General features: G+C 61.2%; 22 protein-coding genes. 14 read left to right on the forward strand and 8 right to left on the reverse strand.

Going from position 1 to position 25,107, the window contains the following annotated elements; all coding sequences use genetic code 11:
* Positions 1-78 precede the first annotated feature (78 nt).
* The 13 genes from gor to ACFOW6_RS06640 all read left to right on the forward strand — a co-directional run bounded on the left by gor (position 79) and on the right by ACFOW6_RS06640 (position 18,247).
* A complete protein-coding gene (gene gor / locus ACFOW6_RS06580; protein WP_382421547.1) occupies positions 79-1,458 on the forward strand; it encodes a glutathione-disulfide reductase in 1,380 nt (459 codons plus the stop codon).
* Positions 1,459-1,624: 166 nt separating this feature from the next.
* A complete protein-coding gene (locus ACFOW6_RS06585; RefSeq protein ID WP_382421548.1) occupies positions 1,625-3,415 on the forward strand; it encodes an SLC13 family permease in 1,791 nt (596 codons plus the stop codon).
* 151 nt (positions 3,416-3,566) lie between these two features.
* On the forward strand, positions 3,567-4,958 hold the full coding sequence (locus tag ACFOW6_RS06590) for a class II 3-deoxy-7-phosphoheptulonate synthase (protein ID WP_382421549.1): 1,392 nt from the start codon (positions 3,567-3,569) through the stop codon (positions 4,956-4,958).
* 42 nt (positions 4,959-5,000) lie between these two features.
* A complete protein-coding gene (locus ACFOW6_RS06595; RefSeq protein WP_382421550.1) occupies positions 5,001-6,188 on the forward strand; it encodes a nicotinate phosphoribosyltransferase in 1,188 nt (395 codons plus the stop codon).
* A 99-nt stretch (positions 6,189-6,287) separates the two neighbouring features.
* Complete coding sequence (locus tag ACFOW6_RS06600) at positions 6,288-7,973, forward strand: NAD+ synthase (protein ID WP_382421551.1); 1,686 nt, start codon at positions 6,288-6,290, stop codon at positions 7,971-7,973.
* A 15-nt stretch (positions 7,974-7,988) separates the two neighbouring features.
* A complete protein-coding gene (gene gltX, locus ACFOW6_RS06605; protein ID WP_382421552.1) occupies positions 7,989-9,323 on the forward strand; it encodes a glutamate--tRNA ligase in 1,335 nt (444 codons plus the stop codon).
* Positions 9,324-9,400: 77 nt separating this feature from the next.
* Positions 9,401-10,786, forward strand: coding sequence for a cysteine--tRNA ligase (gene cysS, locus ACFOW6_RS06610; protein WP_382422097.1), 1,386 nt, complete (start codon positions 9,401-9,403; stop codon positions 10,784-10,786).
* Between the two features lie 85 nt (positions 10,787-10,871).
* The gene (cimA, locus tag ACFOW6_RS06615; RefSeq protein WP_382421553.1) at positions 10,872-12,470 is read left to right on the forward strand and encodes a citramalate synthase; all 1,599 of its coding nucleotides are present in this window, start codon (positions 10,872-10,874) and stop codon (positions 12,468-12,470) included.
* On the forward strand, positions 12,431-13,255 hold the full coding sequence (locus ACFOW6_RS06620) for an RNA methyltransferase (protein ID WP_382421554.1): 825 nt from the start codon (positions 12,431-12,433) through the stop codon (positions 13,253-13,255). The genes cimA and ACFOW6_RS06620 overlap by 40 nt, the downstream gene beginning before the upstream one ends.
* A gap of 141 nt (positions 13,256-13,396) precedes the next feature.
* Positions 13,397-14,011 carry a 30S ribosomal protein S4 gene (gene rpsD / locus ACFOW6_RS06625; RefSeq protein WP_382421555.1) on the forward strand — a complete coding sequence of 205 codons (615 nt, stop codon included), beginning with the start codon at positions 13,397-13,399 and terminating at the stop codon, positions 14,009-14,011.
* A gap of 123 nt (positions 14,012-14,134) precedes the next feature.
* Entirely contained in the window at positions 14,135-14,917 is a 783-nt protein-coding gene (locus ACFOW6_RS06630; RefSeq protein ID WP_382421556.1) for a DODA-type extradiol aromatic ring-opening family dioxygenase, read from the forward strand.
* A gap of 186 nt (positions 14,918-15,103) precedes the next feature.
* Complete coding sequence (locus ACFOW6_RS06635) at positions 15,104-16,153, forward strand: TAXI family TRAP transporter solute-binding subunit (protein ID WP_382421557.1); 1,050 nt, start codon at positions 15,104-15,106, stop codon at positions 16,151-16,153.
* A gap of 108 nt (positions 16,154-16,261) precedes the next feature.
* The gene (locus ACFOW6_RS06640) at positions 16,262-18,247 is read left to right on the forward strand and encodes a TRAP transporter permease (protein WP_382421558.1); all 1,986 of its coding nucleotides are present in this window, start codon (positions 16,262-16,264) and stop codon (positions 18,245-18,247) included.
* Positions 18,248-18,325: 78 nt separating this feature from the next.
* On the opposite strand, the gene ACFOW6_RS06645 is transcribed toward ACFOW6_RS06640, so the two are convergent.
* From ACFOW6_RS06645 to purS, 6 genes are all read right to left on the reverse strand, one after another.
* Positions 18,326-19,231, reverse strand: coding sequence for a DMT family transporter (locus ACFOW6_RS06645; protein WP_382421559.1), 906 nt, complete (start codon positions 19,229-19,231; stop codon positions 18,326-18,328).
* Positions 19,232-19,348: 117 nt separating this feature from the next.
* Positions 19,349-19,687: a Grx4 family monothiol glutaredoxin gene (grxD, locus tag ACFOW6_RS06650; protein ID WP_382421560.1), complete on the reverse strand. Its 339-nt coding sequence runs from the start codon at positions 19,685-19,687 to the stop codon at positions 19,349-19,351.
* Between the two features lie 29 nt (positions 19,688-19,716).
* Positions 19,717-19,953: a BolA family protein gene (locus tag ACFOW6_RS06655; protein WP_382421561.1), complete on the reverse strand. Its 237-nt coding sequence runs from the start codon at positions 19,951-19,953 to the stop codon at positions 19,717-19,719.
* A 32-nt stretch (positions 19,954-19,985) separates the two neighbouring features.
* On the reverse strand, positions 19,986-22,235 hold the full coding sequence (gene purL / locus ACFOW6_RS06660; RefSeq protein WP_382422098.1) for a phosphoribosylformylglycinamidine synthase subunit PurL: 2,250 nt from the start codon (positions 22,233-22,235) through the stop codon (positions 19,986-19,988).
* Entirely contained in the window at positions 22,231-22,920 is a 690-nt protein-coding gene (purQ, locus tag ACFOW6_RS06665; protein ID WP_382421562.1) for a phosphoribosylformylglycinamidine synthase subunit PurQ, read from the reverse strand. The genes purL and purQ overlap by 5 nt, the downstream gene beginning before the upstream one ends.
* 8 nt (positions 22,921-22,928) lie before the next feature.
* Positions 22,929-23,171 (reverse strand): phosphoribosylformylglycinamidine synthase subunit PurS, encoded by a 243-nt coding sequence (purS, locus tag ACFOW6_RS06670; RefSeq protein WP_382421563.1) that lies wholly within the window; start codon positions 23,169-23,171, stop codon positions 22,929-22,931.
* A gap of 182 nt (positions 23,172-23,353) precedes the next feature.
* On the opposite strand from purS, the gene bluB reads away from it, so the two are divergent.
* Positions 23,354-24,040, forward strand: coding sequence for a 5,6-dimethylbenzimidazole synthase (gene bluB / locus ACFOW6_RS06675; RefSeq protein WP_382421564.1), 687 nt, complete (start codon positions 23,354-23,356; stop codon positions 24,038-24,040).
* A gap of 26 nt (positions 24,041-24,066) precedes the next feature.
* Here bluB and ACFOW6_RS06680 read toward each other — a convergent pair whose 3' ends face one another.
* Together ACFOW6_RS06680 and purC are read right to left on the reverse strand one after the other, a co-directional pair.
* Positions 24,067-24,297: a hypothetical protein gene (locus ACFOW6_RS06680; protein ID WP_382421565.1), complete on the reverse strand. Its 231-nt coding sequence runs from the start codon at positions 24,295-24,297 to the stop codon at positions 24,067-24,069.
* The gene (gene purC, locus ACFOW6_RS06685; protein WP_382421566.1) at positions 24,294-25,055 is read right to left on the reverse strand and encodes a phosphoribosylaminoimidazolesuccinocarboxamide synthase; all 762 of its coding nucleotides are present in this window, start codon (positions 25,053-25,055) and stop codon (positions 24,294-24,296) included. The genes ACFOW6_RS06680 and purC overlap by 4 nt, the downstream gene beginning before the upstream one ends.
* Positions 25,056-25,107 lie beyond the last annotated feature (52 nt).

Genomic DNA, 25,107 nt, shown 5'->3' on the forward strand with positions numbered 1-25,107 from the left:
ATCCAAGGATCCGCCCGATTTCTGTCCGAACCTGCATGATGGCAGGACGCCGGTTGGACCGATTTGGATACGGGGCATATGACGACATTCGACTATGATCTTTTCGTAATCGGCGCCGGTTCGGGCGGCGTGAGGGCAGCCCGCATGTCCGCCTCGCATGGCGCGCGCGTGGCAATTGCCGAGGAGCGGCATTTCGGCGGGACCTGCGTCAATATCGGCTGCGTTCCCAAGAAGCTGATGGTCTATGCCAGCCATTTCGGCGAGGATTTCAAGGACGCGGCCGGTTACGGCTGGACTGTCGGGCAAACCTCCTTCGACTGGACGACCTTGATCGCGAACAAGGATCGCGAGATAGGACGCCTGAACGGCATCTACGAAAAGCTGCTAAGCAATGCCGGAGTCGAGATTTTCACGAGCCGCGCGGTCATGCTGGACGAGCACACGCTCGATGTGGGTGGCAAGCGGATTACGGCGCAGAACATCCTGGTCGCTACGGGCGGAAAGCCGGCACGTGCAGAGATTCCCGGCGGTGACCTGACGCTGGTCTCCGACGACGTCTTTTACCTGGAGAAACAACCCGAACGCATTCTCGTGGTGGGCGGTGGCTACATCGGTGTGGAGTTTGCGGGCATCTTCAGCGGATTGGGCACGCAAACCACCCTTGTTCACCGTGGTCCCGCATTCCTCAGGGGCTTCGACGAGGACCTGCGCCACTTCCTGGTCCAGGAAATGGACAAGAAAGGGGTCTCCCTGCGCTTCAACCAGACCGTCACTTCCGTCGAACGCGGACCGGGCGGGCTGACGGCGCAGTTTTCGGATGGTTCGACGCAGGAGTTCGACGAAATTCTCTACGCCGTGGGCCGTCACCCGAATACCGAGGGGCTGGGACTGGACAGGGCAGGTGTAGCCCTGGACGACCGCGGTGCCGTTCGCGTGGATGATTACCTTCGTAGCAGTGTTTCCTCGATCTATGCCATCGGCGATGTCACGGATCGCCTGCAGTTGACGCCGGTGGCACTGGCCGAAGGCATGGCCGTCGCCCGCACTCTGTTCCGGGATACGCCAAGCTGCGTCGACTACGCCGATGTACCTACGGCGGTCTTCAGCCAGCCGCCAATCGCGACCGTCGGATTGACGGAAGAAGAAGCGCGCGCGCGGCACGAGCCGGTCGACATCTACCGCGCCGACTTCCGTCCCATGCGCCATACCCTGTCCGGCAACGAGGAACGAGCCCTCATGAAGCTGGTCGTTGCACGCGATACGCAGCGTGTGCTGGGAGTACACATGGCAGGAATGGATGCTCCGGAGATCATCCAAGGCATCGCCATCGCCGTGAAAGCTGGTGCCACGAAGGATGTGTTCGATGAAACCATCGGCATACATCCGACCACGGCCGAGGAATTCGTCACGATGCGCGAGAAGGCTCCTGAACCGCAGGCCCGTGCGGCGGCGCAGTAATCTCGCTGTCCAGGCAGCTATTTCAGGGTGAAGCAGATTTTGCCCGCACCTGCGTGAACAGTGTAGATTTTTGGTTGTCCGCCCATCGGGGCTTTGAAATAAGGGCCGCTCTTCAGGGCCAAAGAGAACCGATCTCGGGGCGTCCGTCAGAAGGGGGAGGGGTTTCGTGATAGATGCGCTGAGTTACGAAGCGCTGCTGGTCCTTCTGCTGACGCTTGCGGTCTTCGTTGCGTTTGTGCGGGCCTGGGTGCCTCCGGACATCGTTGCGATTGGCGCGGTCGCGGCCCTACTGCTGTTGGGGATACTCTCCACGGAGGAACTGCTCTCGGTCTTCAGCAACAGCGGCCCGATTACCGTGGCCTGCATGTTCGTGCTCAGTGCGGCCCTGGATCGAACGGGCGTTATCGCCGCGGTCGGGCGCAGCGTTACGCAACTCGCCGATCGTTCGCGCGCGCTTGCCATAGCCGGCCTGCTGGCGGGCGTGGTCGTCCTGTCGGGATTCATCAACAACACGCCCGTGGTCGTGGTCCTGACACCGGTGGTCATCGGCCTGGCCCATCACCTGAACTTTCTGCCCTCCAAGCTGCTGATCCCGTTGTCTTACGCAGCGATCCTGGGGGGAACCTGTACCCTGATCGGGACATCGACCAACCTGCTCGTGGACGGGGTGGTCCGCAGCAGTGGCATGGAGCCCTTCGGCATGTTCGAGATCACCGGCATGGGCCTGATCCTGGCCATATGCGGCGGTCTCTACCTCTTTCTGATCGGTCGTTGGCTGCTGCCTGACCGGCAGACTCTCAGCGGGATGTTCACCAATCCCTCGGAACGACGCTTCCTGACGGAAGGACTGATCACTCACAACTCCAAGCTGATCGGAAAGACGCTGTCGGAAGCGGGGTTGAGGCGGAATCCCAATGCCGATGTGATCGATATCATTCGCGGGGAACGTTCGCTGAGGAACGTGCTTGATACCGTGACGCTGGAACCGGGCGATCGCGTGGTGATCCAGACTCATGCGCGCGAGGTGATCGGGTTGCGCGAGACCGGGCAGATGGAATTCGCGGGAGGGGGCAGCCTGGAGCTGGAGCCGATCAGTACGCAGCAGTTGATGGTGATCGAGGGCATCGTCGGGCCCGAGTCCCGCCTCGTCGGCCGTCAGGTGGCGGACCTGAACCTGCGCCGGCGTTACGGAGTCTATGTGGTCGCGGTGCATCGCCAGAACGAAAACCTGACCAGCGCCTTCGACCAGTTGACCCTGAACTTCGGCGATACGTTGCTGCTGGAAGGGCCTCCCGACGGCATCAAGCGGCTGGTCGAGGATCGGATGCTGATCAATCTCAACCAGATGACCGAGCGTCCGGTGCGGCGCCAGAAAGCCCCCATAGCCCTGTTGACGATAATGGCCGTGATGGGGTTGGCTGCCTTCAATGTCATGCCGATTGCCGGATTGGCCATCATCGCGGTGGCCGCCGTAGTCCTGCTGGGATGCGTCAGGCCCGACGAGATCTACGAAGCCATCGAGTGGCGTATCCTGATTCTCATTTTCGGAATGCTGGGGCTGGGCATGGCGCTGGAAAAGACCGGGGCCGTGGAAGCCATTGTCCAGGGCGCTGTCTATCTGGCTGGCGACTATGGTCCCTACGTCATGCTCTCGGTCATATTCCTGCTGGGCTCGATCATGACGGAAATGGTCAGCAACAACGCTGTGGCCGTGATCATGACTCCGATTGCCATCGGTGTCGCGGACAGCCTGGGGGTTGATGCGCGCCCCTTCGTCGTGGCGGTGATGTTCGCCGCCAGTGCCAGCTTTGCGACCCCGATCGGTTATCAGACGAACACCTTCGTCTATCATGCCGGCGGATACCGCTATACGGATTTCCTGAAGGTCGGCCTGCCGCTCAATACAATGAACTGGATTCTGGCCAGTTTGCTGATACCCTTGATCTGGCCGTTTTGAAGCCTTCAAAAAGAGACTGGAGCAATAGGAAAAATCCTATTTACTTCTGGATTCGTCGCGGCGTGACGACTAAGAATCGGGGAGGCATTCTTTTGCATTGTGCCTGGCCGGATTGCCGGCGGGCAAACATGAGTACAGTCAGGTTGTTGATATGATGAAAGCATGGAACCCGAGCAGCTGGAGGGAAAAACCCGTCCGGCAGGTGCCGAACTATCCCGACCAGGAGGCCCTCAGGGCCGCCGAGGACACGCTGCGGAACTATCCGCCGCTGGTGTTTGCTGGCGAGGCGAGGAGCCTGAAGGAAGGCCTTGGACAGGTTGCCGATGGCAAGGCTTTCCTGTTGCAGGGCGGGGATTGTGCAGAGAGTTTCGCTGAGTTCCATCCGAACAACATCCGCGATACCTTCCGGGTCCTGCTGCAGATGGCGGTGGTGTTGACCTTCGGCGCTTCCTGCCCGGTGATCAAGGTCGGCCGCATGGCTGGCCAGTTCGCCAAGCCGCGTTCGGCGGATACGGAAACGCAAGACGGGGTCGAGCTGCCCAGCTATCGCGGCGACATCGTCAATGGCATCGAGTTCACCGAGGAGGCACGGCAGCCGGATCCGCAGCGTATGCTGCGCGCCTACAATCAGGCGGCCGCTACGCTGAACCTGCTGCGGGCCTTTGCCCAGGGTGGCTTCGCCGACCTCTACAAGGTGCACCAGTGGAACCTGCGCTTCGTCGAGGACAGCGCCCAGGGCCAGCGCTATGAGGAGCTGTCCAGTCGCATCGACGAGGCCCTGGCCTTCATGGAGGCCTGCGGTGTCACGCCGCAGACGGTCCAGCAGCTGCGCGAAACGGACTTCTACACCAGCCACGAAGCCCTTCTGCTGCCCTATGAGGAGCCGTTGGTGCGCACCGACAGCCTGACCGGGGATTGGTACGCCTGTTCCGCACACATGCTGTGGGTGGGGGATCGCACGCGCAACCTGGATGAAGCTCATGTGGAGTTCCTCAGCGGCGTGAAGAACCCGCTCGGACTGAAGTGCGGGCCAAGCCTGGAGCCGGATGACCTTATTCGCCTGATCGATCGGCTCAATCCCGAGAACGAGAAGGGGCGACTGACCCTGATCTCGCGCATGGGCCACGAGAAGGTCGAGGATCATCTGCCGCCGCTGGTGCGGCGGGTGCGTGAGGAGGGACGCAATGTCGTCTGGTCCTGTGACCCCATGCACGGCAATACCATCAAGTCCGGATCCGGCTACAAGACCCGTCCTTTCGACCGCGTGCTCTCTGAGGTGCGGCAGTTCTTCGGGGTACATCGTGCCGAGGGCACCTATGCCGGCGGTGTGCATTTCGAGATGACCGGACAGGATGTCACCGAGTGCATCGGTGGGGCTCAGGCCATCGACGAGGGTATGCTGGGCGATCGCTATCACACGCACTGCGATCCGAGGCTGAATGCCAGCCAGGCGCTGGAACTGGCCTTTCTGATCGCCGGCGAGCTGAAAGCCGAACGCCAGATGGCAGGGCAGGTGCCGGCGCCTGTTGCAGCCGCCAAGTAGAAGGCATACCTGCCTGCTGAGGGTTTACAGGGACCACGCAGAATGACGGAACGGACAGCCGCACAGCCGGAGCAACCATCCGCTGAAGAAGAGTCTCGAACTTCGAGGGGTGCGGAAGAACGCGAAAACACGATCTCCGGCTGGACCGACGTCTATTTCAAGCGCACCAAGCAGGCGGTCGGTCATTTCGGGGATGTGCGAGCCACCTATGCGCTTTTCATGCGCCGTCCCGTCATCTCGGCGCCTCGGCTGGTCATTGACTGGCTGAACCAGGTTGCCAGTGATCGCGGGGTCGAGTTCGATATTGATCTGCGCTATCGCGAAGGGAAATGGGTCGGCGCCGGTGAGCCCATCATGTATATTACCGGTTCGCTCTATCATCTCTGTGATCTGGAAACCCTGATCCTGCAGAAACTCGGGCCGGCCTGCGTGGCCGCTCATGATGCCTTTTCCATGTGTACCGACCTGCCGCACGTGGCGTTTCTGGCGATGGATGCCCGGCACTGCGCCGGAACCGAAATGGCCGATATGATGGCCTATGCCGCGTCCGTGGGCTCGGAACGGGCCAAGCGCAAGGTCGGTGCAGTCGGCTTCATTGGCGGTTCGACCGATGCCACGGCCCATCACTTCGGCCAGTCGCATGGACTGGGCACCATGCCGCATGCCTTTATCGGTTACGCAGGGTCTACCTTGCGTGCGGCCCAGATGTACAATGAGTGCTTCCCGGACGAGCCGATGACGGTTCTCGTCGACTATTTTGGCAAGGAAGTCAGCGAGAGCCTGGAAGTCTGCCAGGAATTTCCGGAGCGCGCACGGGCAGGGAGCCTGTCCATACGCCTGGATATTGCCGGCAGCCGCTACATGGAAACCCTGGATCCGCCGGCGTCCTATGCAGTCCTGGAGCGCCATGTGCCTGAAGCCATACGCGGCTTTCGCACCGAAGAAGAGTTGCGCTATCTGGTTGGTCCGGGGGTTTCCGCCGCTGCGATCTGGCGTTTGCGCGAGGCATTGGACGAAGCCGGGTTCCAGAAGGTCCGTATTGTCGTCTCCAGTGGTTTCGGGCCGAAGAAATGCCGGCTCATGGCGGATGCCCATGCCCCGATCAATGTGATCGGGACGGGCAGCTTCCTCCCCATACGCTGGTCGGAAACCTATGCAACAGCCGACATTGTCGAATATGACGAAAATCCGCGGGTGAAGGTTGGACGTGAGTTTCTGCTGCGTCGCTGACACATCGCCGCTCCGGGCATACCCCTCACCACTGCCATTCTTCTCGGTATATTTCCCAGAAAGTAGCTCGGTATATTTCCCAGAAAGTAGACAGGCGTCATGACCGAAAGGCTCAAAATCGCGCTTGCCCAGTTCAATCCAGTGGTGGGCGATATTCCCGGCAATCTGGACAAGCTGGAAAAGCTGCACAGCCTGGCCGAGGCCCAGGGGGCGGATCTGGTGATCTGTCCGGAACTCTGCATTACCGGCTATCCGCCAGAGGACCTTGTTCTCAAGCCCGCGTTCCTGGAGGCCGTGCGGGATGCCGTGCTGCAACTGGCGGCACGGACATCGGGGATGTCCACGGGCATCGTTGTGGGCGCCCCGTGGCACGAAGGAGAGACGATTTCCGCCCCCTTGCGTGGCACGGTCTACAACGCGGCTCTGTTGCTGGACGATGGGGCGATTTCAGCGGTGCGCTACAAGCACTTCCTGCCCAACTACGGTGTTTTCGACGAGGTGCGGGTTTTCCGGGCCGGTCCGCTGAGCGGACCGGTGGGTTTTCGAGGCCACCGCCTGGGCCTGATGGTCTGCGAGGATATGTGGCAGGCGGATGTGGCGGAGTGCCTGGTCGAGTCCGGTGCCGAGATGCTGATTGTCATCAATGGCTCCCCCTATGAAACGGCCAAGCGGGAAGAGAGGCTGCAGCTCGCCTTGTCCCGTGTCGTGGAGACGGAGCTGCCGCTGATCTATGTCAACCAGGTGGGCGGCCAGGATGAACTGGTGTTCGATGGAGCCGGCTTCGTTCTTAGCCCGCGAGGGGACCTGCGCCTGCAGCTGCCCTGTTTCAAGGAAACGCTGGTCTGTAGCGATTGGACGAATGATGACGATGTCTGGGATTGCGCGGTGGGTCTGCGCGAGGACCAGAGCGAGGGGGAAGAGGATGTCTATCGGGCGCTGCAAACCGGCTTGCGCGATTACGTGGACAAGAGCGGCTTTCCCGGCGTTGTTGTCGGCCTGTCGGGAGGAATTGATTCCGCACTCTCCGCGGCCGTGGCCGTGGATGCGCTGGGCGCGGAGCGTGTTCGCTGCATCATGATGCCCTCGCGCTATACCAGCCAGGACAGCCTGGACGATGCCCAGGAATGCGCGGAACTCCTGGGCGTGCAGTTGGATGAGGTCGCGATCAATCCGGCGGTCACTGCCTTCGATGAAATGCTGCAGCCTCTGTTCTCGGGATACGAACCGGATACCACGGAGGAGAACATCCAGGCGCGCATTCGCGGAATCCTGTTGATGGCGGCCTCGAACAAGTTCGGTCACATGGTGCTGTCCACTGGAAACAAGTCCGAGATGAGCGTGGGCTACTCCACCCTCTATGGCGACATGTGCGGCGGCTACAATGCGCTCAAGGACGTCTACAAGACGACGGTCTATGACCTGGCAAGCTGGCGCAACCAGGAGAAACCGGAGGGCGCCAAGGGGCCTGCCGGCCGTGTCATCCCGGAGCGCATCATCACCAAGGCACCGACCGCGGAGCTGAAGCCCGATCAAACGGACCAGGACAGCCTTCCGGCCTATAGCGACCTGGACGACATCCTTGGCTGCCTCATAGAAGAGGAGATGAGCGTCGAGGATATTGCCGCGCGCGGGCATGACCAGAAGGTCGTGAATCGTGTCTGGCGCATGCTGGAGAGTGCCGAGTACAAGCGCCGGCAGGCACCGCCCGGCGTCAAGATCACGCGCAGATCCTTCGGACGGGACCGTCGCTACCCCATCGTGAACAAGTTCAAGGGACCCGCATAAGGGGCTGATCATAATATGAAAACAAGGTTTGCGCCCAGCCCCACAGGTGCCCTTCATGTCGGCAATGCCCGTGTCGCGCTGCTGAACTGGCTCTGGTCTCGCCAGCAGGAGGGTGTGTTCCTGTTGCGCCTGGATGATACAGACAGCGATCGCTCGACTGAGGGCTTCGCGCGCGACATCGAGGCGGACCTGGAATGGCTCGGCCTGGAGTGGGATGAGTATGCACGTCAGTCCGACCGGCTCGATCGCTATGACCTGGCTGTCCAGGTGCTCAAGGACAGCGGCCGTCTGTATGCCTGTTACGAGACACCAGAAGAGCTGGAGCTGAAGCGAAAGCTGCACCTGAAGTCCGGTCGTCCGCCGCTGTATGACCGGGAGGGGCTGTCCCTGACCGATGCCCAGAAACAGGCCTATGAGGCGGAAGGACGCCGTCCTCATTGGCGTTTCCGCCTGGACCACGAGCCGGTCGAGTGGAACGACGCGGTGCGGGGGGCACAGCATTTCGAGGGCTACAACCTCTCCGACCCTGTCCTGGTGCGTGAGGACGGCCGTCCGCTTTATACATTGTCATCGGTGGTCGACGACCTGGAGCTGTCAGTCACGCATGTCCTGCGCGGCGAGGATCACGTGGCCAATACGGCCGTGCAGATACAGTTGCTCGAAGCTCTGGGGGGCTCGCCCCCGATATTCGCTCATCTGCCCTTGCTGACCGATGCCGAGGGACAAGGGCTGTCCAAGCGGCTCGGTTCCATGTCCCTGGCCGATCTGCGCGAAGATGGCCTGGAGCCCATGGCTCTCAACAGCTACCTGGCACGGTTGGGAACTCCCGACCCGGTTGACGCCCGCCAAGAGCTCGGAGGGCTCGTTCCCGGTTTTGATATCTCGCGCTTCGGACGGGCAACTCCCAGGTTCGACCCCTCGGAATTGAAATCCTTGAACGGGCGCATCCTGCACGACATGCCCTATGCCGCCGTTTCCGGCTGGCTGCAGGCTCAGGGGCTTCACGACTTCACGGAAGATCTCTGGCTCGCCGTAAGGGGAAACCTGGAAAAGCGGGAGGATGCCCTGCTCTGGTATCGCATCTGTCGCGCGCAGATCACGCCCGTCATCGAGGAGAAGGAGTACGTGGCCACCGCGCGCGAGCTGCTGCCGCCGGTTCCCTGGGACCTTTCCACCTGGTCCGTCTGGACCGAGGCCCTGAAGGACAAGACCGGACGCAAGGGCAAGGCACTCTTCATGCCGTTGCGTTTGGCCCTGACGGGACAGGGGGCGGGACCGGAAATGCGTCAGCTGCTGCCGCTGATCGGTTACGAGAAGGCCGTGAAGCGATTGGAGGGCAACACGGCTTGACCCTTCTTGCGGGGCAGGGGATAGATGGCGGCCTGAAGTCGAGATCGCACAACAACAAGCGCGAACGGACCTTTTCCATGTCCCTTCAATTCTACAACACCCTGACGCGCAGGAAGGAAGCCTTCGTTCCGGAAGATCCGCAGAAGGTGCGCATGTATGTCTGTGGTCCGACGGTCTATGACTTCGCGCATATCGGCAACGCACGACCCGTGGTCGTCTTCGATGTGCTGTTCCGCTTGCTGCGCCATGTCTACGGTAATAAGCATGTGACCTATGTTCGCAACATCACCGACGTGGATGACAAGATCATCACGGCGGCCGACGAACAGGAGCGCAGCATCCGCGATATCACGGAAAGCACGACGGCGGCCTTCCACGACGACATGGGCGCCCTGGGTGCCCTGATTCCCACCATCGAGCCGCGCGCCACAGCCCATATCGCGCAGATGATCGCCATGATCTCCGACCTGATCGACAAAGGTCATGCCTATGTCGCCGAAGGACATGTGCTCTTCTCTGTCCCGTCGATGCAGGATTACGGCCAGCTTTCGCGGCGCACGCGCGAGGACCTCGTGGCGGGGGCGCGCGTCGAAGTCGCGCCCTACAAGAGGGATCCAGCAGATTTCGTTCTCTGGAAGCCCAGTTCAGACGACCAGCCAGGCTGGGACAGTCCCTGGGGGCGAGGACGCCCGGGCTGGCATATCGAATGCTCGGCCATGAGTGCGGAACACCTGGGGCAGACCTTCGACATTCATGGCGGAGGACAGGACCTGATCTTTCCGCATCACGAGAACGAACTGGCACAGAGTCGCTGCTCCCACGGAACGCCGGTCATGGCGCGTTACTGGCTGCACAACGGGTACGTGGTCGTGCACGGCGAGAAGATGTCCAAGTCGCTCGGTAATTTCCTGACCGTTCGGCAACTTCGGGAGGAGGGGTATGACGGAGAGGTCATTCGCCTCGCCCTGCTTTCGGGACAGTACCGCCAGCCGCTAGACATCAATCACGAGAAACTGGCGGAGGCCAGGACCCAGCTGAACCGTCTCTACGGCGCCCTGCGTCCCTTGGAGGGTTCCTTGCCGGATGGGGATCCCGAGGCGGTGACGGATGGCGTGCTGGAGGCCCTTTGCGATGATCTCAATACGCCACAGGCCCTGTCCGCCCTGCACGATCTGTCGCATGAGCTGAACAAGGCCGAACCCGGAGAGAAGCCGCGTCTTGCCGCTGCCCTGAAGGCCTCGGGACATCTGCTCGGGCTGCTGGAACGTTCCCCTGAAACCTGGTTCAAGGGAGTCGCAAGCGACCTGGATGTGGCGGAGGTCGAGCGGTTGATCGAGGAACGCCTGGCGGCGCGCAAGGCAAAGGATTTCGCCACGGCTGACAGGATCCGTGATGATCTGGCGGCGCGCGGCATCCTGCTCGAGGATGGACCGCAGGGCACCACTTGGCGGCGCCAGTCATGAAGGCGGCACTCAAGTGTCTGTCGCGGACGGTTGACCTTGTCCTCACCCTGTGTGCAATAACCGTCACATTACAAAGAGTAAGAACATGACGGACGATAAGCGCATCTATCTCTTCGATTCGACGCTGCGCGACGGCGCGCAGACGAATGGGGTCGATTTCACGGTGTCCGACAAGACGGCCATCGCGCAAGGCCTTGACCGTCTGGGCGTGGACTACGTGGAAGGGGGCTGGCCCGGGGCCAATCCGACCGACAATGCGTTCTTTGCCGAGCCCCCTGAGCTGAAGCATGCGCGGTTTGTTGCATTCGGCATGACCCGGCGTTCCGGGCGTTCCCCGGACAATGATCCGGGGTTGGCAGCCTTGGTCAACGCGAAAAGCGATGCGGCCTGTCTCGTGGGCAAGACCTGGGACTTCCACGTGGATCTGGCGCTGGGGGTCAGCAACGAGGAAAACCTCGAGATGATCCGCGACAGCATCGCGCATCTTCAGGCGAACAAGTCCGAGGCTATGTTCGATGCGGAGCATTTCTTTGATGGCTTCAAGAGCAATCGCGACTATGCGATGGCATGCCTGAGGGCAGCACAGGAGGGAGGCGCATCCTGGCTGGTGCTCTGTGACACGAACGGCGGGACGTTGCCCCATGAGGTGGAGGAGATTGTCGGTGAGGTCTGTCGCCAGCTTCCGGACTCGCGCATTGCGATCCATGCCCACAACGACACCGAGAATGCCGTGGCGAATTCACTGGCGGCCGTGCGGTCAGGGGCGCGCCAGATCCAGGGTACCCTCAACGGGCTGGGTGAGCGCTGCGGCAACGCCAACCTGGTGTCCCTGATCGCCTCTCTTGCGCTCAAGACCGACTATGTCACTGGGGTTTCGGACGAGCAGCTCAAGCAACTAAAGTCGGTTTCGCGGCTGCTTGATGAACGCCTCAACCGTATGTCCCAGAAGTCGGCCGCCTATGTCGGAGACAATGCCTTTGCCCACAAGGGGGGGCTGCATGTCTCGGCAGTCGAGAAGGATCCCCGCAGCTATGAGCACGTGAACCCCGACCTGGTCGGCAATGTGCGCCGCATCGTTGTTTCGGACCAGGCGGGGCGTGCCAATATTCTCTCGCGCCTCAACGAGTTCGGGATCGAGATTGATCCAAAAGACGAGAAGGTCAACAGGCTGGTCGAGGAGATCAAGGAACGGGAGTTCTATGGCTATGCGTACGATACAGCCGAGGCCTCGTTCGAACTGCTTGCTCGCCGATTGCTGGGAGATATTCCCGAATACTTTACGCTGCAGCGCTTCCGGGTCATGGATGATCGGCGCTGGAATGCGCGCGGCGAACTGGTGACGGAATCCGAGGCGACGGTGAATCTCAGCATCAATGGCGAGGCCACGATGACCGTGGCGGAAGGCAATGGTCCCGTCGATGCCTTGGACAAGGCGCTGCGAAAATCGCTCTTGCCGGTCTATCCGGTTCTGGAGACCATGCGCCTGATGGATTACAAGGTGCGCATTCTCACGCCCCAGGATGGCACCGAGGCGGTAACCAGGGTCATGATCGAGAGTGGCGGGCGCAGCGGACGCTGGATCACGGTCGGGGTCTCGGCAAACATCATCGATGCCTCTTTCAACGCCCTGTCGGACGCAATCACGTGGAAACTTTTCAGGACGAGTCAGACCCCGCCGCAGTGACCTTGCGGCAGGCGGATGCGCCGGCGGTCATTCTGGTGGCCCCGCAGCTTGGCGAGAACATCGGCATGACGGCCAGGGCAATGCTGAACTGCGGGCTGACCGACCTGCGGCTGGTACAGCCCAGGGACGGCTGGCCCAATCGGGATGCGGTCACGGCGGCCTCCGGGGCCACGGAGGTTCTCGACAGGACCAGGGTCTATGATTCGACCCGGGACGCCGTTGCCGACCTGCATCGGCTCTACGTGACCACTGGCCGCAATCGGGAACTGGTGAAGCCGGTCCTCACGGCGCGGGCCGCGGCGGCCGAGGTCCATGACCATGCCTCGGTGGGGCATCGCAGCGGCGTGCTCTTCGGGCCTGAACGAACCGGACTGGAGAATGACGACCTGGCACTTGGAGATGCCATCATCCGGGTTCCGCTCAACCCGGCCTACAAATCCCTGAACCTGGCGCAGGCGGTCCTGATCTTCGCCTATGAATGGTTCCAGTATGGCAGTGATGACGAGCCCCGGCAGCTGCCCATGGGCAACAGCCGGCCGGCCGAGCGGGGCAAGGTGGTCGAATTCTTCGAGCGCCTGGAGAACCTTCTGGAGGTGAAGGGCTATTTTCATCCCCCGGAGAAAAGGCCTGCGATGGTGCGCAACCTGCGCAGCTTCTTCCTGCGTGCCGAGCCCACCGATCAGGAGATCAGGACCTTGCACGGGGTCGTCTCCGCATTGCTCGGAGCAAAGATGAAACGGGCGCGCTCGCCTGCCCAAAGCGAAGACGGGGATCGTGACGAATGAAGTGCAAAGGCCGTTTGACTTATAGGGCTGCAAAAGTATAGTCCGGCCTCATTCCCGGGAATGTGGGTGACTGCAGGTTTCCCCGCCGGCCGCAAGGGCACGGACTACCGGGACAACCTTAGATTCAAGAGGAACGCGCAGATGTCCAAGCGCCTGAATGCAAAGTACAAGATTGATCGCCGTATGGGCGAGAACCTTTGGGGTCGCCCCAAGAGCCCGGTCAACCGCCGTCAGTATGCCCCGGGCCAGCACGGCCAGCGCCGCCGCAAGCCGTCCGACTATGGCACGCAGCTGTTCGCCAAGCAGAAGCTGAAAGGCTATTACGGGAATATCGGCGAACGCCAGTTCCGCCGCTACTACGAAGAGGCCGTGCGCCGTCGCGGAGATACCAGTGAAAATCTGATCGAGCTGCTCGAGCGCAGGCTTGATGCCGTCGTCTATCGCTCCAAGTTCGTTCCGACGGTCTTTGCCGCGCGGCAGTTCGTTAATCATGGTCACGTGATGGTCAATGGCAAGCGCGTCAACATCCCTTCGTACCAGGTGCGCGACGAGGATGTCGTCGAAATCAAGCAGAAGAGCAAGGAACTCACCGTCGTTCTGGAAGCCGTGGCGCTTCCCGAGCGCGATGTTCCGGATTACATCGAGGCCGATCACCGCGAGATGAAGGCACGCTTCGTGCGCGGGCCCGGTTTGGCCGACGTGCCCTATGCCGTGCAGATGGAGCCGAACCTGGTTATCGAGTTCTATTCGCGCTAACAATACCTGCAGTAGAGGCCAAACTGTTGACGGGGGCGAAACGGAGTTTCGCCCCCGTTCTGTCTTCTGTTCAGCTGTGTTCCTCGCCATATTGCTATTCAGCAATGAGAGGAGAGGCCTGACATGACCCAGCCTGCTGCACTTTTCGTTTCCCATGGTGCCCCGACACTGCCTCTGGAAGACGACAATCCGGCACGCGAGTTCCTGCGTGCGCTGGGCCGCGATCTGAGAAAAGGGACGCCTCCGAACGGGATCCTGGTGATTTCCGCGCACTGGGAGACCGAGGCACCGACAGTATCATTGGCCGAGCAGCCCGAGACGATTCATGATTTCCATGGCTTTCCGGAAGCGCTCTACCGGATGGATTACCCGGTTCCCGGGGCGCCACTCTTGGCGCGCAGGGTTCAGGCATTGCTGAAGTCCAAGGGGATGCAGGTCGAAAGCGATCCCTCCCGCGGGCTGGATCACGGTGCCTGGGTCCCCCTGAACGAGATGTTCCCTGAGGCGCGAATTCCCGTGACCCAGCTTTCCGTCATGCCTGGGCAGTCCGCAAGTGCACACTACGCCATTGGCGAGGCCCTGCAGCCATTGAAGGAGGAGGGTATCCTGATATTGGCCTCAGGAGGCGCGGTTCATAACCTCATGCAGTATCGCCGTGATCCCGTCAATGTGGCGGACTGGGCGCGCAGTTTTGACGACTATCTGGCGGAGTGCGTCACGGCCGGCGATGTCCAGGGCTTGCTCGACCCTGTCTCGCATCCTGAAATCGCCAAGGCTCATCCGACGGATGAGCACTTCCTGCCGTTCTTTGTTGCACTGGGAGCTGCGGGCGACAAGAAGGGGGATGTCCTGCATCGCAGTTTCAGTCACGGCAGTCTTTCCATGGCCAGTTACGGCTGGGACTGAACTCCTGCTGGGCGCTTCTCGTCGTTTCCAATTTTGACTCAGGACTTTGCATCACAGGCAGGTGACATCATTTGTGAGTCAGCAAGGCGCATGGTCAGGAGCCAAACTCCAGTTTTGACAGTGACGTACGAGACGGTATGATCAGCGCCTTCTACCGATTGAGGAAGAAACAGGGAGGAAAATCAAATGAAACATCTCATGGTATCCGTAGCGACAGGCGCCCTTGTGTGCGGCCTGGCAGGCACGGCTACGTTCGAATCAGCCAAGGCGCAGGACGACGTTACCGAGCTGCGCTGGGCAACCTCGTCCACCGGCTCGTCCGGCCATCGTGCACTGACCAGCCTGTCGCAGCTGCTCAACAGCAAGACGGACCAGTTCGACATCACCGTCATGCCGACACCTGGTGCCGCGGCTTCCGTGCGCGGTTTCGCCGGCGGGCAGTTCGACGGCTATTACGGTGCCGACGTGGCCTTCCATGAAATCGCCAACAATGGCGGGCGCTATGAGGGCTTCGCCGACCAGGACCACGAGCAGGAACTGGTGCAGTCCTTCTGGGCCTATACCCTGGAAGTCGGGCTCGGCGTCCTGGCCGAGGATACCGACGAGATCCAGTCTTGGCAGGATCTCGATGGTAAGCCCGTGTTCACCAGTCCTGCACCGTGGGATACCCGGGCTGCGCTGGAACGCGCCATGCGCGCAGCGGGCGTCGAGCATGAATACGTCGAGCTCGACACCGGACTGGCGGCCCAGTCCCTGGAGGACGGCACGATAGAGGGCATGATCATCTACACCGCCGGTGAGACCAGCCCCTCGCCCTGGATCCAGGAGGCGCTGCTGTCGGCCGACATCAACGCCCTGAATCCGAACGAGGAAGAAATGGAGATGCTCTCGGACGCGGGCATCGAGACGGTGGAGGTGCCGAACGACACCTTTGATACCGATATCGGTGCCGATGCGGCGGTGCTCGTGCCCTTCTTCTACGGCTTCCATGTCGGCACGAACGTCTCCGAACAGGGTGTCTACGACATGCTGGTGACGATCGAGGAGAACGTCGGCGAACTGGCCGAGTCCGATCCGAGCTTCTCGCAGGTGGAGGCCGACATGGTCGAGATGCAGCTGCGCGGCATCCGTGCGGCCGGCGAGACCGTGCCGATCCATCCCGGCCTTGCGAAGTTCCTGCGCGAACATGATGCCTGGAACGAGGACTGGGACGGCCGCATCGCCAGCATGGACTAAGCTGGTCGGCGCCCCAGGCGCATGATGTCGACGCCGTCGCGCTCAGCCGCGACGGCGTCGATCTGCGCGGGGTACATGATCGCAGGATGATCCGAATGCGAGAGCGCGATGGCTGAGATCACTCAAACGGACGAACCGGAGATCGTGCCGCAGACACGCCTGGAGGCGGGCCTGCTGCAGGCAGCTAACCTGCTGTTCTATGCCTTCAGCCTGGGCTTTTTCATCTATCTCTTCCGTTACTACATGACCGGCATCGGCGGCCCGACCCTCCTGGCCGTCTCGGCGGTGCCACTGGCCGTCTGCATCGTCTATCTCAACGATCTGAGAAAAGGCAATCTCTATCCCCGGCTGGGCCCGGTCATCCCTTGGTTCTTCGCGCTTGCCTATATCCTATTCAGTCTCTACTCGATCTATTATCTCGTCAGCGAATTCGACAATATCCGCATCTATCGCATCGGGATCTGGAACAATCATGACCTGATCGTCGGCGGCGGCATGGCCGTACTGGTGCTGGAGTATGCGCGCAGGCACTATTTCGCGCTGTTCGTCATCAACATCATCCTGCTGCTCTATACGCTCTTCGGCTATATGGTGCCGGGCACCTTCAATCATCCGGGCATGTCCTTCCGTCGCGTGGTGAGCTCCGTCAGCGTGGAGATGTCCACGGGCATTTTCGAACGCCTGGCGCAGCTCGGCCTGACGCTCATCGGCTCGTTCATTCTCGTGCTGGCGGTCCTGCGTGCTTTCGGGTGCATCGATTCCATCCTGCAGGCCTCCTCGCGCATTGCCGCGCGTTCCCCCAAGCTGCTGCCGCAGGCTGCCATCATCGGCTCGTTCGGAGTGGCCGCCGTGTCCGGTTCGGGAGCGGCGAATGCGGCCACCACCGGTTCGGCGACGATTCCGGCACTGATCAGGGCCGGCTTTCCGCGCACCACGGCCGCCGCGGTGGAAACGGCCTCTTCCCTGGGCGGCCAGCTGATGCCGCCGCTGATGGGCATTGCCGCCTTCCTGATGGCGGAGTACCTGCGCGAGAGCTATTTCGAAGTGGTGGCGCGCGGCTTTGTCCCGGCCATCGTCTATTTCATCGGCGTGGCCTTCGCCGTCTATCTGCTGGGCATGCGCTACCAGCATCGGGCCGTGGCGCCCGAGGTCGAGCCGATCCGCTTCATGGACAAGGTGAACATCGGCGCCTATTTCCTGGCCGTGGCCGGCCTGATCTACCTGATGGGTGTCGAACGCAGAGCGGCCATGAGTTCGGCCCAGAATGTCTTCATAGTCCTGTTCGTCGGTCTGACGGTTGCCTTCCTATTCCGGGTCTGGCGACAGCGCGACTTTTCCGTCCGGACACTGTCAAATCCTTTCGTGAGGCTCATCGAGTCCTTCTCGAACATCACCTCGGAACTCACCGTCCTGCTGGCCACACTTGGTGTGCTGACCGCCAGCTTCACCATCACCGGCGTGCCCACCAAGGTGGGGACGATCCTCATGGAGGGTGCAGGGGTCAACATCGCGGTCATGGGCCTTGTGGCCTTTGCCTTTGGCTATGTCGTGGGCATGGGGCTGCCGGTGGCGCCGACCTATATCATCACGGCGGTGGTCATCGTGCCCTTCATGATCCAGGCGGGGATGGATCCTTGGGTGGTTCACTTCTTCGCCTTCTTCGTGGCCGTATTCGGCGAGCTCTCACCCCCGACGTCGGTGGTGGCCGCGGTGACCTCCCGCATTGCCGAGGCCCCCTTTATCAGGACCATGATGTATGCGTTGCTCCTCTGCATGCCGCTGATGGTGATGATGGCCGCCGTCTTCACCAAGCCGGATCTGGTGGCCGTGCCGGGGCTGGCACAGATTCCGGCCTTCCTGATCGTGGTGGCCGCGACGGTTACGCTGAGCCTTGCGTTCCAGGGCAGTTTTGCCACGTCAAGAATGCTCGACTGGGCCGTACGTCTGGTTTTGATCGTCATCGCCCTTGTCACGATCCTGTCGCCTGATCGAACCATTGCCACGATTGCAGCTGTGCTCTCGGCACTCGCGACTGTGGTTGGTTTCTATGCGATGCAGCGGCTTTTCAGGAAATCTGCCCTCAAAGCGGCCTGATGGGTCGGGGGCCTCCGTCTTCCGGAAAGACGCCAGGCCAGTGTTGGTTACCTTGGGATGCTCGACTTCGGTCTGTTGCTAGCGCCGTATGGGTGCCTTGCGTCCGAGGGCCACGAAGAAGATCACGAGGGCTGCGAACAGGACAGTCAGCAGATCGATCCGCTCACCGAGTAGCATATAGGCTGCGGCGAAGGTCAGGAAGGGCTGCAGTAACTGCATCTGCCCGACACGGGCGACGCCTCCCAGGGCCAGCCCCTTGTACCAGGCGAAGAAACTGGCGAACTGGCTGATCAGGGCAACGTAGAAAAAGGCAGCAATGGCAGAGCCGGTAATCTGGACGCTGCCATAGGGATACAAAAGAATCCCGGCGGGCAGGGTGATGGGCAAAGCGATTACCAGTGCCCAGCATATGGTCTGCCAGGCCCCCAGGCTGTGGGAGAGCCGCGCCCCTTGGGCATAGCCCACGGCCGCGGAAATGACCGCGGCCAGCAACGCAAGATCCGCTATGTGCAGTCCGCCACTCCCCTGGAGCAGGGAGAAGATCACGACGGTGGCGCTGCCCAAAACCCCGAAGAACCAGAAGAGCAGGGACGGGCGTTCCCCATTGATGACGACACCGGCCACGGCCGTGGCCAGCGGCAGAATACCGAGCACCACGCCGCCGTGATTGGCCGGCACATACTGCATCGCCCAGGAGGAAAAGAGGGGAAACCCGAAGACCACTCCGGCCGAGGCGACGGCGATATCCCGCCACATCCGACCGCGGGGAACAGCGGTCCGTGTCACCAGAAGGATGACCAGAGCGCAGAGGCCGGCCACAGCAGCCCGTCCAAGCGATATGAAGTAGGGATTGAATGACTCGAGGGCCACGATCGTGGCCGGTAGCGTGATACTGAAGGCCGTGACTCCGAGAAATCCCAGGAATAGACCCGAGGATTCCGGGGGAAGCGGGTCCTTATGCTGGTGGGGAGGCTTCTGGCCCATCGTTTTGCCGATGCGTTTGAGGGCGGAGAGGCAGGAAAGAAAGGTACCGGCAAGAAAAAATGCGCCCTTGTGGAAGGGCGCATTCTTTTCCGGAAAGCGCTTGCCGCGGTTTCAGGATCAGGCGGCCGTTTCCACCTCAATGCCGCGGGAGGACATGAGTTCGGCCAGTTCACCGCTTTGGAACATCTCCCGGACAATATCGCAGCCGCCGACGAATTCCCCCTTCACGTAAAGCTGAGGAATGGTCGGCCAGTTGGAATAGTCCTTGATGCCCTGGCGCAGGCCGGGATCTTCGAGAACGTTGATCCCCTTGTACTTCACGCCCAAATGCGTGAGGACCTGGACGACGACAGCAGAAAAGCCGCACTGCGGGAAAACGGGTGTGCCCTTCATGTAGACGACAACATCGTTGTCGCTGACATCCTGCTTGATGCGGTCGAAAACGGGATTATCCATAACTTGCCTCTCCATACGGCTCTTGGCCGTTAATCTGCGGGTGCCGATGTCTGAAGCGCGAGAGCATGGAGCTCATTCCCCATGCGCCCCTGCAGAGCCTGATACACCATCTGGTGTTGCTGGACGCGGGTTTTGCCGCGAAAGGATTCCGACACGATATAGGCGGCGTAGTGGTCGCCATCTCCGCGCAGATCCTCGATCGTGACGCTGGCATCGGGGATGCCTTCCTTGATCATGCTCTCGATTTCCGCCGGATTCATCGGCATATGGCTGTTACTCCTGTCAACTCTCTCGGAATTCAGGCTACAGAATCAGCTGGATTCTCGGCCATGTAGCGATCAAACCACTCTTCATGACTACGCCGCAACCTATCGAGCGATATGTGGTGGCCGGAGGAAAGTTTCAACGAATCGCCGCCGGTCCTGCCGATCACCTCTGCCTTGACCTGAGCCTTTTCGGCCGCTTCCAGGACGGCCTGTTTATCATTGGTCACCACAACATAGCGCGCCTGGTCCTCGCCAAACAACCATGCAACTGTCGGACTCGTTTCCGGCAGTTCGATGGATACCCCAAGGTTTCCGGCCAGGGACATCTCTGCCAGGGCGACCAGAAGACCGCCGTCCGAAAGATCATGACAGGCGGACAGACGGCCTTCCTCGATCTGATGCAGGATGAAACGTCCGTTGCGTCTTTCCTCGTCCAGGTCGACGGGCGGGGGTGGGCCTTCCTCGCGTGCATGAATCTCGCGCAGGTAAAGCGATTGCCCCATATGTCCCCTGGTCTCTCCGATCACGAGGACATCCAGGTCGGGGGCCGGCAAGGCGCCGGAGGGCATTCCTGAAAGGTCATCGACAAGGCCCACTCCGCCGATCACCGGTGTTGGGAGAATTGCTTGTCCGCCGGTCTCGTTGTAAAGCGAGACATTGCCGGAGATGACAGGGTAGTCCAGGGCCCGGCAGGCTTCACCCATGCCTTCTATGCAGCCGACAATCTGACCCATGATCTCGGGTTTTTCCGGATTCCCGAAGTTCAGGTTGTTGGTGACTGCCATGGGATGCGCCCCCACCGCGCAAAGGTTGCGCCAACTCTCTGCGACGGCCTGTTTTCCCCCCTCAACTGGGGCTGCGTAGCAATAGCGGGGCGTACAGTCGGTCGTGGCAGCAAGCCCGCGCTGGCCATCCGGCAATCGGACGACGGCTGCGTCTCCTCCGGGACGGCGTATGGTATCCCCATTGATCAGGTGGTCGTATTGTTCCCAGACCCAGCGCCGGCTGCAGAGGTCCGGGCTGCCCACGAGCCGCTCCAGATCCGCGAGGGGATCATCGGACTCGGCAACGCTGGCGGTATCCAGGGGGGCACGAGGCGGGGAGGTCGTGTACGGCCGATCATATTCGGGAGCGGCCTCCGCCAGTGGGTCGATCGGCAGGTCCCCCACCGTTTCTCCGTGCCAGCGCAGGACCATGCGCCTGCTTGACGTCAGTTGCCCGATGACGGCGAAGTCGAGATCCCATTTCTCGAAAATCTTCCGGGCCGTCTCTTCATGCCCCGGCTTGAGTACCATCAGCATGCGTTCCTGGCTCTCCGAGAGCATGAGCTCATAGGGAGTCATGCCCGCTTCGCGCATGGGGACGCGCTCCAGGTCCAGTTCGACTCCCACGCCACCCTTGGAGGCCATCTCGAAGGAGGAGGAGGTCAGTCCGGCGGCCCCCATGTCCTGGATTGCCACGATGGCCTCCGTGGCCATGAGTTCGAGGCAGGCCTCGATCAGCAGCTTTTCGGTAAAGGGGTCGCCAACCTGGACGGTGGGGCGTTTTTCTTCCGAATCGTCACCGAACTCCGCACTGGCCATGGTGGCGCCGTGGATGCCGTCCCGGCCGGTCTTGGAGCCGACGTAGACCACCGGGTTTCCGGGTCCGGCCGCCGCCGAATAGAAGATGCGATCGCTGGGGGCCAGGCCGACGGTCATGGCGTTGACCAGGATGTTGCCGTTGTAGGCGGGATGGAAGTTGATTTCGCCGCCCACCGTCGGGATGCCGACGCAGTTGCCGTAGCCGCCGATTCCCGCTACCACGCCAGCCAGCAAGTGGCGTGTCTTGGGATGGCGGGGGTCGCCAAAGCGCAGGGCATTCAGGTTCATGATGGGACGCGCGCCCATGGTGAAGACGTCGCGCAGGATACCGCCGACACCGGTGGCGGCCCCCTGGTAGGGTTCGATGTAACTGGGATGGTTATGGCTTTCGATCTTGAAGACCGCGGCCTGGCCTTCCCCCAGATTGATGACACCCGCATTCTCCCCAGGGCCCTGGATGACGTGGGGCGAGTCGGTGGGCAGCGTCTTGAGCCATTTCTTGGAGGACTTGTAGGAGCAGTGTTCCGACCACATGACGGAGAAGATGCCCAATTCGACGAGGTTGGGCTCACGTCCCATAATCTCCTCGACCTGGGCATATTCGTCAGATGAAAGTCCGTGTTCGGCGATGATGTCCGGTGTGATCTCGCTCACGTCTGTGTCTCCGGCGCGAAAAGGGCAAGATGTCCGTGGTTCAATGGAGCGCTCGGGTCAGGCCGTCGAAAAGTCCGCAGCCGTCAGTGCTGCCCTGCAGGGGTTCGGTGGCATTCTCGGGATGCGGCATCATTCCAAGAATGCGCCGTGACGCACTGAGGATACCCGCGATTTCATCGCGTGAGCCGTTGGGATTGCTGCGCTCGTCCACACCGCCTCCATTCGAGCAGTAGCGGAAGGCGATTCGGTCTTCGTCCCGCAGTCTCCCGAGGAGTTCGTCGTCGGCGTAGTAGCAGCCGTCATGGTGTGCGACCGGAACCCGGATTAACTGGCCGGCATTGTAGCCTTCGGTGAAGACACTGCCCGAGGTTTCGATGCGCAGGTGAACATCGCGACAGACAAACTTGAGGCCGGCATTCCGCAACAGGGCTCCGGGCAGGAGGCCTGCTTCCGTCAGGATCTGGAAACCGTTGCAGATACCCAGGATGGCGACCCCACGCTCGGCCTGCCGAACCACTTCCTTCATGACAGGGGAATGGGCGGCCATGGCGCCCGCGCGCAGGTGGTCGCCATAGGAAAACCCGCCTGGAAGAACGATCAGGTCGACCTCGGGAAGCGAGGCATCTTTGTGCCAGATGATGCGGGGCGGCCTGCCTGTGGCGCGCTGCAGCGCCATGACAACATCGTTTTCACGGTTGGTGCCTGGAAAGCGAATGACGGCTGTCTGCATGGTTCGATTCAGGCCTCGATCTCGACCTGGTAATTCTCGATAACGGTATTGGCCAGCAGTTTGCGGCACATCTCGTCGACGGTTTCACGAGCCTTCTCGGGGTCGTTTTCCTTCAGGTCGAGTTCCAGGTACTTGCCCTGACGGACCTCTTCGACGCTCTCGAACCCGAGGGCCCCCAGTGCATGGGCAATGGTCTTGCCCTGTGGGTCCAGTACACCGGGTTTGAGCGTTACGTGAATGCGCGCTTTCATCAAACAGATCCCTGCCAGCTTGAGTCGCCGCGGAGACTACCCCCGTGGCCCTGGGGTCGCAACGTCCGATGCAAGCCTGTTCGGAGGCCAGCCGGCTATTTGCCGATGCTGGTGCAATGAAGTAGCCTGTCGCAGAACAGTGCCCGATTTTCAGATGGTTTCGAAGGATGTCTCTTACTCAGTTGAGCAGGTTCCGTGAAGTCCGCGCGGAAGGCAGCAAGTCTTCTGAGGAGAAGCCATGCTTTGATGCGGCCTTCCGGGACAATCTGGAAGGGCTCCTGCGGTGGCGTCGCGATGTGCGTCATTTTCGCAGCGAGGCGCTACCTGAGGGAATTGTGGACGAACTCTTGCAGCTTGTCTGCGATACGGCGCCCTCTGTCGGTAACAGCCAGCCCTGGCGCTTTGTCAGACCCGAGACGGCTCCGGCGCGAACAGCCGTGATTCGCAATTTCGAGGAGTCCAATGCAGAGGCTCTTGCCGCACAATCCAAGGACAAGAAGGCTCTCTACGCCAGCCTGAAGCTGGAGGGCCTGCGCCAGGCTCCGGAACAGATTGCCGTCTTCTGTGACGAGGGGACGAGCCAGGGCCATGGCCTGGGGCAGGCTACCATGCCGGAGACCCGGCGCTATTCGGTGGTGATGGCCATTCATGCGCTCTGGTTGCTGTTGCGCGCCCGGGGCATCGGAATGGGCTGGGTTTCAATACTGGAGCCGGACCGGCTGAAACAGGATCTGGATATTCCCGACACCTGGAGTTTCGTCGGCTATCTCTGTATCGGTTATCCGCAGCGCGAAACTCGTGTGGCGGACCTGGAAGAGGCCGGTTGGCAGTCACGGCGCCCGACAACGGGAGTTTTCCACCGACGCTGAGAAGAGGCCAGGCCTCTGAGTATATCTCAGTGCGTGTCGCGGTCCTGACGGGCTTGCCGGATGATCAGGCTGATGAAGAGCGCAATCAGGACGGCAGCCCCGCTCAGGGCGAAGAGCAGGGGGCCCCAGTATTCCTCGATACCGGCAAAATTCATCCGCCGATAGGCCTGCATGGACAACAGGCCCACCCCCGCGATGAAGAAGCTTGCCACCGTTAGGACAAGCAAGAGTCCGCGCCGAGGAGAGTGGCGTTTCATTGCATGACTCTCGGCGGCTTGATGTCTACAGGACCGGCTTCCGGCAGAACGCCGAGGCGTCGGGCAACTTCCTGATAGGCCTCTTCCACATTACCCAGGTCGCGACGGAAGCGGTCCTTGTCCATCTTTTCACTGGTGGCGACGTCCCAAAGACGGCAGCTGTCCGGGCTGATCTCGTCCGCCAGGACGATCCGCATCTGGTCGTCCTCCCAGAGTCGTCCGAACTCGAGCTTGAAGTCCACAAGCTTGAGCCCGATTCCCAGGAACAGCCCGTTCAGAAAGTCGTTGATGCGCAGCGTGAGCTGCAGGATCTCATCGAGATCCTGCGGACTGGCCCATCCGAAGGCGGCGATGTGCTCTTCGGTCACCATGGGATCTCCGAGGGCATCGTCCTTCAGGCAGTATTCGACGATGGCGCGCGGCAGGATGGTGCCTTCCTCGATGCCCAGGCGCTTGCTGATAGATCCCGCCGCGACATTCCGAACGATCACTTCCAGAGGAATGATCTCGACCTCCCGGATCAGCTGTTCGCGCATGTTGAGGCGGCGGACGAAGTGGGTCGGGATGCCGATCTCCTCGAGCTTCTGCATGAGGTACTCGGAGATGCGGTTGTTCAGGACACCCTTGCCGGCAATCAGGCCATGCTTCTGATTGTTGAAGGCCGTGGCATCGTCCTTGAAATACTGGACGAGTGTCCCGGGCTCCGGGCCTTCGAAGAGAACCTTGGCCTTGCCTTCATAAATTTTCTTGCGTCGCATTTCGCTGTCCGATCGCCGAGCCGAAGGGGTTTAGGCAGTGTCCGCAGCTGCC

Origin of the sequence: Fodinicurvata halophila, from assembly GCF_042651425.1 — a bacterium.
GTDB lineage: Bacteria > Pseudomonadota > Alphaproteobacteria > Kiloniellales > DSM-21159 > Fodinicurvata > Fodinicurvata halophila.